The organism is Acidaminococcus sp. (assembly GCA_022482815.1).
Classification (GTDB): Bacteria; Bacillota; Negativicutes; order Acidaminococcales; family Acidaminococcaceae; genus Acidaminococcus.
On the sequence record JAKVOM010000001.1, the window covers coordinates 683,706 to 696,915 of the forward strand.

General features: G+C 45.9%; 16 protein-coding genes. 15 read left to right on the top strand and 1 reads right to left on the bottom strand.

Annotation, left to right across the window (positions count from 1 at the left end; genetic code table 11):
- The first annotated feature begins 77 nt into the window (after positions 1 to 77).
- From LKE33_02980 to LKE33_03050, 15 genes are all read left to right on the top strand, one after another.
- The gene (locus LKE33_02980; protein MCH3949890.1) at positions 78 to 515 is read left to right on the top strand and encodes a YbjN domain-containing protein; all 438 of its coding nucleotides are present in this window, start codon (positions 78 to 80) and stop codon (positions 513 to 515) included.
- A 590-nt stretch (positions 516 to 1,105) separates the two neighbouring features.
- Positions 1,106 to 1,570 (top strand): hypothetical protein, encoded by a 465-nt coding sequence (locus LKE33_02985; protein MCH3949891.1) that lies wholly within the window; start codon positions 1,106 to 1,108, stop codon positions 1,568 to 1,570.
- A 111-nt stretch (positions 1,571 to 1,681) separates the two neighbouring features.
- The gene (locus LKE33_02990) at positions 1,682 to 2,356 is read left to right on the top strand and encodes a response regulator transcription factor (GenBank protein MCH3949892.1); all 675 of its coding nucleotides are present in this window, start codon (positions 1,682 to 1,684) and stop codon (positions 2,354 to 2,356) included.
- Entirely contained in the window at positions 2,340 to 3,824 is a 1,485-nt protein-coding gene (locus tag LKE33_02995; GenBank protein ID MCH3949893.1) for a HAMP domain-containing histidine kinase, read from the top strand. Before LKE33_02990 ends, LKE33_02995 begins: the two co-directional genes overlap by 17 nt.
- A 143-nt stretch (positions 3,825 to 3,967) precedes the next feature.
- Positions 3,968 to 4,276, top strand: coding sequence for a lysine exporter LysO family protein (locus tag LKE33_03000; GenBank protein ID MCH3949894.1), 309 nt, complete (start codon positions 3,968 to 3,970; stop codon positions 4,274 to 4,276).
- Positions 4,273 to 4,872: a lysine exporter LysO family protein gene (locus tag LKE33_03005; GenBank protein MCH3949895.1), complete on the top strand. Its 600-nt coding sequence runs from the start codon at positions 4,273 to 4,275 to the stop codon at positions 4,870 to 4,872. Before LKE33_03000 ends, LKE33_03005 begins: the two co-directional genes overlap by 4 nt.
- Positions 4,873 to 4,905: 33 nt before the next feature.
- Positions 4,906 to 5,319, top strand: coding sequence for a hypothetical protein (locus tag LKE33_03010; GenBank protein MCH3949896.1), 414 nt, complete (start codon positions 4,906 to 4,908; stop codon positions 5,317 to 5,319).
- Between the two features lie 216 nt (positions 5,320 to 5,535).
- Positions 5,536 to 6,717, top strand: a complete 1,182-nt coding sequence (locus LKE33_03015; GenBank protein MCH3949897.1) for an ABC transporter substrate-binding protein — start codon at positions 5,536 to 5,538, stop codon at positions 6,715 to 6,717.
- A gap of 176 nt (positions 6,718 to 6,893) precedes the next feature.
- The gene (locus tag LKE33_03020) at positions 6,894 to 8,057 is read left to right on the top strand and encodes an ABC transporter substrate-binding protein (protein MCH3949898.1); all 1,164 of its coding nucleotides are present in this window, start codon (positions 6,894 to 6,896) and stop codon (positions 8,055 to 8,057) included.
- Positions 8,058 to 8,150: 93 nt separating this feature from the next.
- Positions 8,151 to 9,044, top strand: a complete 894-nt coding sequence (locus LKE33_03025; protein ID MCH3949899.1) for a branched-chain amino acid ABC transporter permease — start codon at positions 8,151 to 8,153, stop codon at positions 9,042 to 9,044.
- Positions 9,045 to 9,056: 12 nt separating this feature from the next.
- Positions 9,057 to 10,010, top strand: a complete 954-nt coding sequence (locus tag LKE33_03030) for a branched-chain amino acid ABC transporter permease (GenBank protein ID MCH3949900.1) — start codon at positions 9,057 to 9,059, stop codon at positions 10,008 to 10,010.
- Positions 10,000 to 10,782, top strand: coding sequence for an ABC transporter ATP-binding protein (locus LKE33_03035; GenBank protein MCH3949901.1), 783 nt, complete (start codon positions 10,000 to 10,002; stop codon positions 10,780 to 10,782). The genes LKE33_03030 and LKE33_03035 overlap by 11 nt, the downstream gene beginning before the upstream one ends.
- The gene (locus LKE33_03040) at positions 10,782 to 11,486 is read left to right on the top strand and encodes an ABC transporter ATP-binding protein (GenBank protein MCH3949902.1); all 705 of its coding nucleotides are present in this window, start codon (positions 10,782 to 10,784) and stop codon (positions 11,484 to 11,486) included. The genes LKE33_03035 and LKE33_03040 overlap by 1 nt, the downstream gene beginning before the upstream one ends.
- A gap of 41 nt (positions 11,487 to 11,527) precedes the next feature.
- Positions 11,528 to 12,196, top strand: a complete 669-nt coding sequence (locus tag LKE33_03045; GenBank protein MCH3949903.1) for a CBS and ACT domain-containing protein — start codon at positions 11,528 to 11,530, stop codon at positions 12,194 to 12,196.
- The gene (locus tag LKE33_03050; GenBank protein ID MCH3949904.1) at positions 12,186 to 12,383 is read left to right on the top strand and encodes a DUF951 domain-containing protein; all 198 of its coding nucleotides are present in this window, start codon (positions 12,186 to 12,188) and stop codon (positions 12,381 to 12,383) included. The genes LKE33_03045 and LKE33_03050 overlap by 11 nt, the downstream gene beginning before the upstream one ends.
- 94 nt (positions 12,384 to 12,477) lie before the next feature.
- On the opposite strand, the gene LKE33_03055 is transcribed toward LKE33_03050, so the two are convergent.
- Positions 12,478 to 13,194, bottom strand: a complete 717-nt coding sequence (locus LKE33_03055; protein ID MCH3949905.1) for a hypothetical protein — start codon at positions 13,192 to 13,194, stop codon at positions 12,478 to 12,480.
- Positions 13,195 to 13,210: the final 16 nt, after the last annotated feature.

A 13,210-nucleotide genomic window follows, 5' to 3' on the forward strand; every position in this document is an offset into this window, starting at 1 on the left:
AACTCCATGATTTTTGTGGATAACCTTGTAGAAAACTTGTGGATAATTTGGTGATAAAAACAAAGGAGGCAATCTCAATGAATCAAAAGGCAGAAGCATTTAAAGCTTACACGGATAAGAATGATCCCCAGGCTTTTAATGCACAGGAACTGGAAAATGACGAATTTCATACAGTGCTGTTCCGGTCCCACATGAAAATAGATGATCAGAGTCTTCCTTTCGTAGTAACCGTCGATGACAGTCCTTATGTGACGATTCGCATTCTTCTTGTGCAGAACGGCATCAATGATGAAAATCGTGCGGCTGTGATGGAACTGCTTAATGAGTACAACCGGACCTATAAGGCTTTTAAGCACTATATTGATGTAGTCAATGAGGTCGTATTGGACTGCTGCCTCGTCGTGAAAAATAATCAGATGGATGGTGACCTTATTTATTCGATGCTGCAGAGCATGGCTAACCATCTGCAAAAGGATTTGAAGGAAATTACTTCCAAGACAGCTAAAATGCAATAAAATAGGAGATAAAAAGGGGACTGTAGGGAAATGAGCACTCATTTCTCAACAGTCCTTTTTTTACGACTTGCAGGCTGTTGTTGTTCATTTCGATAGAAAAATGGCACTGTTTACGTTTTGCTTTCTTACTGCAGAAATTGAAAGAAAATTGGAGTATAAGCAGATTTTTGTGGGACGAGAGTTCACTATATTTACGAGACAGCCCATTTTAAAAAATTATTCCGGTTTTGTAGAAAAATACGCAAAAAAAATGAGATAAAACTTTCATTTTCATCAAAATTTCATTTTTCTTTGCTACAATAAACCACAGAGAGGCGTATTCCGAAGTTACTCCAGACTTCGGAAAGGAAAGATATGGGTGACTCCTCTCCTATATTTTTAGTTCTGCGTTTCTCTATTTTTCCCCAGGCGATCCTGGCTGCAGTTGCGGCAGGATCGCCATCCCTGTTTTTAGAGAAAAATTTTAAAATGTCTTGTCATTTTCATCAAATATTCATAGAAGTTACTTATAATAAGTTCACAAATCAGCAATGAAGAGAAGTACTGAGACAAGGTATTCAATCAGTACTGATTAGGGAGGAAGAAGAAAAATGATCAATCGGAAAATGATTGCTAAAGGAATGACGGCAGTTTCTTTATTTACTGCTTTTATGACTGTGGTACCAGGTGTTGTCAGTGCACAGAGCACGATGGAAAAGCGTCCTAAGCAGATTTCTGCAGACCAGATGAAACAACAGCCCGGGATGAATCGTCAGCAGGGAAAGATTGAAAAAAATCGTGATTCCCAGTCGAAACCGGAAATGCAGCAGGGAAAACAGAATCCGCAAGTAAAGAAAAATGACCAAAAGCAGGAAATGAGACAAAATGGTCAAAAGCCGGAAATGAAGCCAAATGATAAAAAGGATGGACGCAACACCATGCCTGACCGCAAGCCTTCTTCCGATAATAAGAATGGCAATGTGAAAATGAACCAAAATAACCGTCCGATGCCGCAAGGTCAGAAGGACCAGGGGCAGGGACAAATGCCGGCTCCTGAATCCATGCCGCGTCGCTAAGGATTTTATGCCTATATACGTAGTAAGCCCTCTGTTTTCCCTTTAAGTGGGGAACAGGGGCTTTTTTCTCATTCAATTCCCTTGTACAATAAAGTTGCGGAGGTGATTACAATGAAATTGCTTGTTGCAGAAGATGAACCTTCTTTGAATCAAATTATTGTGAAGAGATTGAAAATTGAAGGATATTCGGTGGACAGCGCTCAAAATGGAGCCGAGGCACTTGAATATACGGAAGCCGCTGAGTACGATTTACTGATTGTGGATATTATGATGCCGGAAATGGATGGTCTGACTCTTGTCAAGACAATCCGGGAACGGGGCAGCAAAGTTCCTGTGCTCTTTTTGACAGCACGCGACAGTACCGAAGATAAGGTTAAAGGCCTCGACAGCGGGGGAGATGATTACCTCGTCAAGCCTTTTGAATTTTCCGAACTGCTGGCCCGTATCCGTGCCTTACTTCGCCGCACTGCTTCATCAGGTGTCGTTTCTGATGAGATTACGTTTGCGGATCTGACCCTTTCCAGCAGTGCCCATACGGTGTTCCGTTCCGGAAAAGAGATTTCGCTGACACCAAAGGAATTTGCCATTCTCGAATATTTGCTGCGTAATCAGGGGATTGTTCTTTCGCGGGATAAAATTCTGGAGCATGCCTGGGATTTTTCCTATGAGGGAGCTTCCAATATGGTGGACGTCTATATGAAGACGCTGCGCCGCAAGATTGATAAAGACTTTGAACCCAAACTGCTTCACACCGTAAGAGGAGCTGGGTATGTACTTAAAGAATAAATTGCGCAAATATGCAAAATGGCTGCTTGGGCGCTTTACAGGCATGCCGGTGACCATTAAGGTCACGTTGTATTACACAATCTTTCTGACACTTTTATTGGTCATCCTTATGGCAGGAGCCTTTCGTGCCATCCACCTTTATGAACACCGTACAGCTGTTGCCACACTGACAAAAGTCGTTCATGAAGCTGCCCAGGAGCCCTGGGATTTTGATGTGTACAAAAAAAACGTGTATCTTTCTGTTCATAGCGATGATGAATCTATTGTAATGGGTGCTGAACCGGCCGCATTTCCGAAAGTGCCTAAAACTTTTGATAAGGGGCCCCAGGCACTCGATGCAGGAACCACTCAGTTTCACTATCTGGATATGCCGATTCGGCCTGAACTTCTGGAGCAGTGGAAAGACAGAGAGCGTAGAAGAGCTGCTAAAGGCAAAAAGACAGATTTGCCGGAGAGTATTTTAGCAGAGAAATTCAGGCCCGGAGACAGGCCGGAAAAAAGAAGAAAAAGTATGCTCTGGATCCGGGGCGTTATGGAAAATGGTGCCTATAGCGATCGATATAAAGTGATGATTATCGGATTCATCATTTTGCTGCCTCTTTTCGTGCTGCTCGTTGCTGCAGGCGGATACCGAATTATTCGCCATGCATTTGCTCCCGTTGCTAGTATGAGTCAGACTGCCCGAGATATCGGAGAAACGGGGGATTTGTCCAAACGGATTTCTATCGGACCGGGACGAGATGAAATTCACCAGATGGTACATACTTTGAATAATATGCTTGACCAGATCAGTGAACTCGTCGACAAAGAACGCCGCTTTACCTCCGACGTTTCCCATGAGCTTCGCACGCCTATAGCTATTGTCATGGCTGAAAGCGAATATGGAAAAGACTATACGGAAAGTGTAGATGAGGCAAAAAAGGAACTTGGACGTATCTTTGACCAGTCCCGTCACATGAGCCGCATGATCAACCAGTTACTGGAACTTTCCCGGCTTGGCAATAAACGGACTGTATCGCTAGAGGATATGGATATCAGCAGTGTTGTCCAAAGTATCATGGACGATTACCAAATGCTTCCGGAAAGTAAGAATTTGACCTGGCAAGTGGATATACAGAAGGGACTTTCGGTAAAAGCCGACAGGCATCTGTTCAGCCGCGTCTTTGTGAATTATCTTGACAATGCCATGAAATTCACACATTCCCGGATCCAGATTTCCCTGCAGCGGGTAAAAGACAAAGTAGTTTTGTCAGTGACCGATGATGGGGAAGGGATGGATGAAGAAACATTAAAAAAGATATGGGATCGTCTGTATCAGGCCGATTCTTCCCGCAGCCGCAAAAATAACAGCGGCATGGGATTGGGGCTTTCTTTTGTCGCTATCGCCGCAAAACTGATGAAAGCCAAGGCTTATGCAAAAAGTGAGGTACATAAGGGAAGTACCTTCTATCTGGAATTTAATGTGTAAAAAAAGCTGTCGCGTGAGCGGCAGCTTTTTTTATGAAAAGAGAAAAGTATTTATTATATGGGTATTTATGGAATATTTCTCTCCTTTCCAATTTCTGATTCTCATATGTTACAATAAAGTCAGTTATGAAAGGAGAAATCACGATGGCTTTTACCTTTGTTACACTCGTGCTGGGGATTCTTCTTGGTGCCTTTGTGTCTTTGTCACTGACTGCGAGAAAATGGTTTTCCCGCGTTTCCAATATTTGTCTTTTTATCATGATATTCTGTCTTGCCGCTAAAATTGGCTGTCAGGAAGAAGTCATTGCACAGCTTCCTGTCCTTGGTCTGCGGTCTGTCGCTATCTGTCTGGGTGCCATGGCGGGCAGTTTTATTTTTATGAAAGTACTTGTGGTTCCTGTTTTTTCCTCTACGCTTCGGGAATTAGAAAAAGATGAGGAACAAAAATCATGATCAAACTTATTTTTACTGCTTTATTTTTAGGATTTTTGTCGGGACGCCTGTTTTTTTCTCCGCAGAGTGTACCGATGCTGGATTCCGTCCTCACAGTCATGCTGGCTATCATGGTCTTTTGTTCCGGTGCTGATATCGGAAGCAGCCGCAGCCTGGTCAAACAATTCCTGAAACCGAAAATGCTGGGACTTGTGACGTCTGTACTTGTTGTAACGAACCTTGGAAGCCTCCTTGGCGGAGTACTCTGCGGTATGGCGGCAGGACTGGCTGCTTACGACAGTCTGCTCGTAAGTTCCGGACTTGGCTGGTACAGTCTTTCTTCCATCTTACTCAGCACGACTGCAGGTACGGAAATGGGTACAATGGCTTTTATCAGTAATTCCCTGCGGGAATTGCTGACACTTCTTTTAGTACCGCTCTTAGCGCACTGGGCCCGCTGGTCCTGTGTCGTGCTGGGAGGAGCAACGACCATGGATTCCACTATGCCTGTAATCTTGAAGTGCCTGGGCCGTCCGGCAGCTATTTTAGGCTTTTTGAACGGTTTTCTCCTCACTTGCGAAGTGCCCGTCCTGATTCCATTTTTGCTTTCTTTATGATGTCGGATCTGTTTTGTTATTGAAGGTTTTGCTATGAAAATCTTTTTTATTCCTCTCTTTTTTATGGCAGCGGAAATTTTTTTCCTGCTCCATCACCGCTTTTTTTATTATTATCTGCAGGTGCTGCCAAAATTATTCAATCGTCTTGGCAGAAGGACGCGGATCATTATCCTTTCCAAGGATATTTTTATTTTTTTAGGGTTTTATCTGATTCGTCTGTTCTTTTTTGCATACTGTTTCTATATTGTGTTTTTTACCGAGACATGGGAACCGGGCTGCATGCTTCTCTTGATTTCAGCGCTGACACAGATGGCTGTTCTGTTTCGTATAGACGGTGTGTCCTGGGTAGAAAAAACAACGGGTTTGGTATTTCCCAGACGATTTTTTCAGACCGTCATGAGCAGTACGAGTATTTTTATTTTGGCACAGTTTGCAATTCAATTTTAGAGTCCTTGTACAATAGACAAAAATCTATTAAATAAAAACAAAATATTAAAAGTGTAAATATTGAGAAATTGTTTTTTAAAAACGTATCTATTTTTGTATTAAAATGGTTGACATTTCTGTGACATTGTATATAATCAGATTATAACTTGTTTGAGACAGATACATTTGTCATTGGAAGAACCAAACAAGATGCACAACTATTCGGAGGTGTTACAGATGAAATCGTGGAAAAAAATGGTGGGAGTTCTTTGCGCTGCCACAGTCATGACAGCAGCTCTTACCGGATGCGGCAAGTCAGGCAGCAGCGGTAAATCTTCAGGTGGGGATACAATCAAGGTTGGTGCCCTGTTCGAACTCACCGGGAACGTCGCGAACTATGGTACATCCACTCTGAACGGCTTTAAGATGGCCGTGGATGAAATTAATGCCAAGGGCGGCGTCAATGGGAAAAAGATTGAAGTCATTCAGGCAGATAATAAGTCGGAGCCTTCTGAATCCGGCAACGCGGCCACAAAGTTGGTTACGCGCGACAAGGTTGTCGCTGTTGTCGGGCCGGCAACTTCCGGTTCCGTGGCAGCTGCTGAACCGATTCTGACGGCCAATAAGACGCCGCTCATCGCTCCGTGCGCAACGGCTCCCGAAATCACGGTCGGCAAGGATGGCAAAGTTAAACAATATGTTTTCCGTGCCTGCTTCATTGACCCGTATCAGGGCAAGATCATGGCAGAGTACGCAGCTAAGGATTTGGGACTGAAGAAGGTTGCCATTTTCAATGATTCTTCCAGTGATTATTCAAAGGGACTGGCTTCTGTATTCAAAGAAACCTTTACTGCGGACGGCGGAGAAATCGTTGCTCAGGAAGCTTTCCTTTCCAAGGATGTTGATTTTAAGGCAGCTCTGACTAAACTGAAGGCTGCAAACCCTGATGCAATTTATATTCCTGGCTATTATGAAGAAGTTTCCAAGATCATTAAACAAGCTCGTGAAGTAGGTATCACGGTACCGCTTCTGGGTTCTGACGGCTGGGATTCCCCGAAGCTGGTTGAAATCGCCGGCAAGGAATCTACGAACAAGTGCTACTTCACCAGTGCTTATACCGCACAGGATAAGGATCCTGGTGTCCAGAAGTTCATTGAATCTTATAAGAAGGCTTACAACAAGGTTCCTGATGTATTCGCACTGCAGGGCTATAACGCCGGTATAGTACTGTTTAACGCTATGACCCAGGCTAAGAGCACAGAAGGTCCTAAAGTAGCCGAAGCATTGGCTAAGACCAAGGATATTCAGGTTGCTAACGGCAAGTTCTCCTATGATGACAAGCATAACCCGATTACGACAGCTCTGATTCTGGAACTGAAAGATGGTGCCCAGACGCTGGTGAAGAAGATCGGTGGCTGATGCTTCTTAAAAAGGCGCTTCACGACAGATATAGATAAAAGATAGAAAATGTGAAGACGTCGTGATTTTGGTTTGGAATGCGGCTTTCCCGAAATAGTTATTTCGGGATGCCGCATTTACAAATAATAGATATCTTTAATGAGGTAATGCTTAAAAGTGAGGGGGAGTGATTTTCTATGCGTAATGGAAAAGCTTTATCTGTGATGGCTTTGCTTTTTGCTTTCATGACAGCGGCCAGCGGCTGTGGCGGTAAGTCAGGAAGCAGCGATACCATTAAACTCGGCGGCAACCTGGAAATGACAGGCGGCAGCGCCAGCTATGGGATTTCGTCGAAGAATGCCATTGAACTTGCCATGAAACAAATCAATGACAAGGGCGGCGTAAATGGAAAGAAACTTTCTCTGGTCGTCGCGGATAACAAGTCTGAAGCAACAGAAGCTACCAACGCGATGCAGAAGCTGATTTCTCAGGACCGGGTTGTCGGTGTCATCGGACCGAACCTTTCCAGTGCGGTTATCGCTTCTACCGCGGTCAGCGGAGCTGCCAAGACTGCCGATATCACTCCCATGGGGACCAACCCGAAAGTAACTGTTGATGATCAGGGCAAAGTGAAGCCGTATAACTTCCGTGCCTGCTTCATTGACCCGTTCCAGGGAACAGTTATGGCCCGGTTCGCTTTTGATACTTTGAAAGTCAGAAAGGCAGCTATCATGATTGATAACTCTTCTGACTATGCAAAGGGGCTGGCCCAATTCTTTAAGCAGGAATTTGAAAAGGCTGGCGGTCAGGTGGTCGGTGAAGAAATGTATCTGCAGAAAGATACAGATTTTAAAGCTGCATTGACCAAATTGAAGGCCGAAAATCCCGATTTCCTTTATATCCCCGGTTATTACCAGGAAGTCGGCATGATTGTTAAGCAGGCGAAGGAACTTGGTTTTAATGTTCCGATGGCTGGCGGCGACGGCTGGGATTCGGCAAAGCTTGCGGAAATTGCACTGCCGGATAACCTCAATAACTGCTATTTCTCCAGTCTCTATTCACCTGATGATGATTCCAAACTGAATAAAGAATTTGTAGCAGCATACCAGAAAGAATACAATGCAAAACCGGATGTGTTTGCAGCACTCGCTTACGATTCCACTCTTCTTTTTGCCAAGGCAATGGAAGACGCAAAATCTACGGATCCTGTCAAGATTGCGGAAGCATTGGCTAAGGTTGACGGGTTTACCGGTGTTTCCGGTCCTGTGAAGTTCGATGCCTCTCATAACCCGATTAAGTCGGCAGTTATCATCGAATTGAAGGATGGTAAGCAGACCTTCCGTACGAAGGTAGAACCTTGAAATAGCAGGAAATGACTAAGGCAAGATAAAGTGTCAGGCGGTGGGCCGGAGTCTTTCTGGTATTCACCGCCTGTTTAATTGGAGGGCATGATTATGGATTCAGGTTTTATGCATCAATTTGCCCAGCAACTCATCAATGGCCTTTCCCTCGGCAGTATTTATGCACTGATTGCCTTGGGCTACACGATGATTTACGGCATTTTGAAACTGATTAACTTCGCTCACGGCGATATTTACATGGTGGGCGCTTACATTGGGTATTTTTGCACGACTGCGCTGAAGCTGCCGTTTCTGCCATCAATTGTCATTGCCATGGCAGGCGCTGCACTTGTCGGGATGCTGGTGGAACGGATTGCCTATCGTCCCATGCGCAATGCACCCCGGATTGCTATTTTGATTACGGCAATCGGTGTTTCTTTCTTCCTTGAAAACGGGATGATTCTTCTCGTATCTCCGCAGCCCCGTACTTTCCCGGCGGTTTTTTCCGCTACGGTCTATAATCTGGGTGGTCTTGTTATCAATAACCAGCAGATTATCATTCTGGTCAGCACGGTGGTATTGATGCTGCTCCTGACCTATATCGTCAATAAAACAAAAATTGGCAAGGCAATGCGTGCCGTTTCCTATGATGCTGATGCAGCTCGTCTGATGGGTATCAACATCGACCGCGTCATCAGCATGACTTTCGCTCTTGGCTCCGCTCTGGCAGCAGCCGGCGGCGTGCTGGTCGGTATTTATTACAACTCTATCGATCCCCTCATGGGCATGGCTCCTGGTATCAAAGCGTTCGTGGCAGCAGTACTGGGCGGTATCGGAATCATCCCCGGCGCTATGGTTGGCGGGATTATCCTTGGCATCGTGGAAGCACTTGTATCCGGTTTTATTTCTTCAACGTTCCGTGATGCAGCTGCTTTTGCAATCCTGATTTTGATTCTTCTCTACAAGCCTACAGGCCTGTTCGGCAAGAACGTACGCGAGAAGGTATAAGGAGGGACAGAGATGAATGAATTAAGAAAATACGATCTCAAAACCCTCGTGCTCTGTGCCATCCTGTTTGCCATCATTCAGGTTTTGCTCGACGTGGATATTATCGGGCCTTTCTGGGAATTGAATCTGGTACTGATCGGCATCAATATTATCCTGGCAACGAGCCTCAATATGATTAACGGGTACACAGGTCAGTTTTCCATTGGGCATGCCGGCTTCTTTGCCATCGGCGCCTATATGGGAGCTATAATGACTGTAAAACTCGGTTACGGCATTGTGGTTGCCTTGATTGTCGGAACGGTTTCTGCCGGTATCGTCGGGTTCCTTGTCGGTCTTCCGACGCTGCGGCTCAACGGGGACTATCTGGCTATTGCTACGCTGGGCCTTGGCGAAATCATCCGTATCTGCATCCTCAATATCGACTATGTCGGAGGTGCGGCAGGACTGATGGGGATTCCCCGTCTGACCACTTTTGCCATGACGTTCTGGATTATGGTTGCCATCCTGTTCTTTATCAAGAACTTCAAAAATTCGGCTCCCGGCCGTGCCTGCCTGGCCATCCGTGAAAATGAAATCGCTGCGGATACCATGGGCATTGACACTACCAAATATAAGGTAATGGCCTTTACGCTCGGTGCTTCTTTTGCCGGAACGGCAGGAGTGCTGTTCTCCCATTATTTCTTTATTGCGCATCCTGCTTCCTTTACTTTCATGCGTTCTTTTGATATTTTGACCATGGTAGTACTCGGAGGACTGGGTTCCATGACAGGATCCATCACGGGGGCTGTTCTGCTGACGTTTATTTCGGCAGCACTGTCTGACTTCCCGGAATGGCGTATGCTGATTTATTCCATTGCCATGATCGTCCTCATGCTGCGTCGTCCGCAGGGACTGTTTGGCGACAAGGAATTGTCCCTCAGTATGTTCCGTCGTTTAAGAGTAGGAGGTAAGAAAAATGCCGAATGAAGCTAAACATCTCCTGGACCTGCGGAACGTATCGATTGTATTCGGCGGCCTGCGGGCTGTATCCAACGTCAATATGTATATTGACGAACATGAACTGGTCGGACTTATCGGACCGAACGGTGCCGGCAAGACGACGGCTTTCAATATGATTACCGGCGTGTACGTGCCGACTGAAGGCGAGATTGAATTTGACGGGAAACTGGTTAACGGGAAAAAGTCCTATCAGGTCACACAAATGGGCATGGCCCGTACCTTCCAGAATATCCGTCTGTTTTCTGAACTGTCCGTGCTGGACAATGTAAAAATTGCTTTTAACATGCACGTCCATTATAACCTCCTTGAAGCTGTCATCAGGGATCAGAGATACTTCAGGGAAGAAGCGGAAATTACAGAAAAAGCCATGCAGCTTTTGAAGATTTTCCACTTGGAAGAGCATGCCGATGATATGGCCAAGAACCTGCCTTACGGGGCGCAGCGCCGCCTGGAAATTGCAAGAGCCCTGGCGACTGAGCCGAAACTTTTACTCCTTGATGAACCGGCAGCCGGCATGAACCCTCAGGAGACGCATGAACTGATGGAAATGATTCGCTGGCTGCGGGATAATTTCCATTTGGCCATTCTGCTGATTGAGCATGATATGAGCCTTGTTATGGGCGTATGCGAACGGATTTATGTACTTGAATACGGCATCTGCATTGCTAATGGGACTCCGGAAGAAATCCGCAGCAACAAGCGTGTTATTGAAGCTTATCTCGGCGGGGAGGTGTCATAATGCTGAAAGTAAAAGATCTTAACGTATATTATGGTGCCATCCACGCTGTAAAAGGCATCAGTCTGGAAGTCGGAGACGGAGAGATCGTAACTCTGATTGGCTCCAATGGTGCCGGCAAGACGACTACGCTGCAGACGATTTCCGGAATTTTGAAACCCAAAACCGGCTCCATTGAATTTAACGGAGAGGAACTCGTAGGCGTTCCGGCCCATAAAATTGTGGGTAAAGGCCTTGTGCATGTACCGGAAGGGCGTCACGTTTTTTCCAATATGACGGTCATGGAAAACCTGGATATGGGGGCTTATCTTCGGGCCGATAAAGACGGTATTGAAAAGGACCGCAAAAAAGTCTTTGAATTATTTCCCCGTCTTTATGAACGCCGTGAACAAATGGCAGGTACCTTATCCGGCGGCGAGCAGCAGATGCTGGCTATGGGACGGGCGCTGATGAGCAAGCCGAAAACACTGCTGCTGGACGAACCTTCCATGGGGCTTGCACCGCTTCTGGTAAAGGAAATCTTTTCGATTATCAAAAGTATTCACGAACAGGGCACGACTGTTCTTTTGGTAGAACAGAATGCAAATATGGCGCTTTCTATTGCCGACCGTGCTTATGTGCTCGAAACGGGCCGCATTGTCCTGTCAGGAACGGCTGCAGAAATGGCAGCCAGCGAAGAAGTCCGTAAGGCTTATCTGGGTGGTTAAGCTCATTGATCAGCACTTTTCCAGGAGAAAGGGGTAGCACCATGAAAGTCGAAGAATTGATGACCAAAGTTGTAAAAGTAGTAAAAGCTGATCAGTCCCTGCTTGAAATCAGGGAACTGATGCTGAATAATAACTTGCGCCGGATTCCGGTCGTAGATAAGGAAGGCCATCTGAAGGGTATCGTGACCGACGGGGATGTATCCCGGGCTACACCGTCCGATGCCAGTACACTGGACCGGTATGAAGCCAATTATATTTTGGGCAAACTGAAAGCCCAGGACTTAATGACAAAAGCGGTCATTACTGTGAAAGCGGAAGACGGGGTAGAAACCGCGGCCTATCTGATGTATAAGAATAAAATCGGGGCATTGCCGGTCGTCAATGAGAATAATGAGATTGTCGGGATTATTTCCGATACGGATATTTTCAAAGCCTTCGTTGATCTGTTGGGATATGCGAAGACTTCGACCAAGATTACTATCGATACGCTCGACCGGGTGGGCGTTCTCGCCGATTTGACCCAGATTTTCAAGGATCGCGGCGTCAATATTATTTCTGTTATTACCCGCAAGCTTGGACCGAAACGGGCAGCCGTTACTGTGCGCGCCAATCTGACCAATGCCATGGACATCATTCAGACAATCAGGGATGCCGGATTTGTGATTACCGAAATCTCGACACTGAAGGTGGATGACAGACATGAAAGCTGACACAGATTACAAAGTAGGAGACATCGTGCGGATGAAAAAAGCCCATCCCTGCGGATCCTATGAATGGGAAATCCTGAGAACAGGTATGGACTTTGGCATCAAATGCCGCGGCTGCGGACACTTTGTCATGCTTCCGAGACAAAAGTTCGAAAAAAACGTGCGCGATGTACTGCTGCACAAAGAGTAATAAAAGAGGCTGTGAAACAATGAGCAATTACTGTTTCACAGCCTCTTTTTTGCAGTCTGCAGCCTGACAGATCAGCGACCTGTTAGCGGCGGCTTTACTCCTTGTGTATTTTCTTATATTGCTTTTCCACAGCGGCACCGACATATTCGCCATATGTATCTTCCGAAGCCAGCCATCTATCTTTTTCCGCGTTATTTTCTGTCATGTATCCCTGGGGATTGATCACACAGAGATATTTTGTCAGTGCTTTTCCTTTTTCCACATCGTACTCCGTGAGGGAAATAAGCCATTTCGCCCGGCTTGTCGGGTGGTTTAGTTTTGTTTTTTCCCAAACCTCGTACTTGCGTGTGCCTGTCTTGCGGATCGTTTTGGGATTGATCCATTTCCGACCCACATTGGGCAGCGTCTTTACAAAGGTCCAGGGACCCTTGACCCGATAATAATCACGGTAGTAACGCGCATGCGTCATCGTGTCTGTCATGGCCATTAGTGGCTGCCAGGGGCCGATTTTCTTAGTTCCTGAAATCTTGCGGCCGCGGCTGTTTACTACATAGGAACTCCGCGTACGCCATTGCTTTTTCTTTAAATCATATTCATTGTGATACAGGTGTCCCTGCTGTTTTTTATCGAAAGGAATGTAACGTTCCCAGACTTTGACGGTAGTGTCGTTGTTAATCAGTTTCAAGCTGCTGACTTCAAAAGACAGTGTACCCGAAGCATCTTGAGCAATCGTTGACCAGCGGGATGCAGAAACGGGCAGGCAAAGAAGGCAGCAAAGCATTGTAAGAACCAGTATTTTTCGCAGCTGCATACCCATTCCTCCTTCA

What these genes read in the sequence shown, in the direction of transcription:
- LKE33_03045 (MCH3949903.1), top strand. Translation starts at nt 11,528, where the DNA reads ATGAAAGTCGAAGAATTGATGACCAAAGTTGTAAAAGTAGTAAAAGCT.
- LKE33_03020 (MCH3949898.1), top strand. Translation starts at nt 6,894, where the DNA reads ATGCGTAATGGAAAAGCTTTATCTGTGATGGCTTTGCTTTTTGCTTTC.
- LKE33_03050 (MCH3949904.1), top strand. Translation starts at nt 12,186, where the DNA reads ATGAAAGCTGACACAGATTACAAAGTAGGAGACATCGTGCGGATGAAA.
- LKE33_03035 (MCH3949901.1), top strand. Translation starts at nt 10,000, where the DNA reads ATGCCGAATGAAGCTAAACATCTCCTGGACCTGCGGAACGTATCGATT.
- LKE33_03015 (MCH3949897.1), top strand. Translation starts at nt 5,536, where the DNA reads ATGAAATCGTGGAAAAAAATGGTGGGAGTTCTTTGCGCTGCCACAGTC.
- LKE33_03055 (MCH3949905.1), bottom strand. Translation starts at nt 13,194, where the DNA reads ATGCAGCTGCGAAAAATACTGGTTCTTACAATGCTTTGCTGCCTTCTT.
- LKE33_03005 (MCH3949895.1), top strand. Translation starts at nt 4,273, where the DNA reads ATGATCAAACTTATTTTTACTGCTTTATTTTTAGGATTTTTGTCGGGA.
- LKE33_03030 (MCH3949900.1), top strand. Translation starts at nt 9,057, where the DNA reads ATGAATGAATTAAGAAAATACGATCTCAAAACCCTCGTGCTCTGTGCC.
- LKE33_02985 (MCH3949891.1), top strand. Translation starts at nt 1,106, where the DNA reads ATGATCAATCGGAAAATGATTGCTAAAGGAATGACGGCAGTTTCTTTA.
- LKE33_03000 (MCH3949894.1), top strand. Translation starts at nt 3,968, where the DNA reads ATGGCTTTTACCTTTGTTACACTCGTGCTGGGGATTCTTCTTGGTGCC.
- LKE33_03025 (MCH3949899.1), top strand. Translation starts at nt 8,151, where the DNA reads ATGGATTCAGGTTTTATGCATCAATTTGCCCAGCAACTCATCAATGGC.
- LKE33_02990 (MCH3949892.1), top strand. Translation starts at nt 1,682, where the DNA reads ATGAAATTGCTTGTTGCAGAAGATGAACCTTCTTTGAATCAAATTATT.
- LKE33_02995 (MCH3949893.1), top strand. Translation starts at nt 2,340, where the DNA reads ATGTACTTAAAGAATAAATTGCGCAAATATGCAAAATGGCTGCTTGGG.
- LKE33_02980 (MCH3949890.1), top strand. Translation starts at nt 78, where the DNA reads ATGAATCAAAAGGCAGAAGCATTTAAAGCTTACACGGATAAGAATGAT.
- LKE33_03040 (MCH3949902.1), top strand. Translation starts at nt 10,782, where the DNA reads ATGCTGAAAGTAAAAGATCTTAACGTATATTATGGTGCCATCCACGCT.
- LKE33_03010 (MCH3949896.1), top strand. Translation starts at nt 4,906, where the DNA reads ATGAAAATCTTTTTTATTCCTCTCTTTTTTATGGCAGCGGAAATTTTT.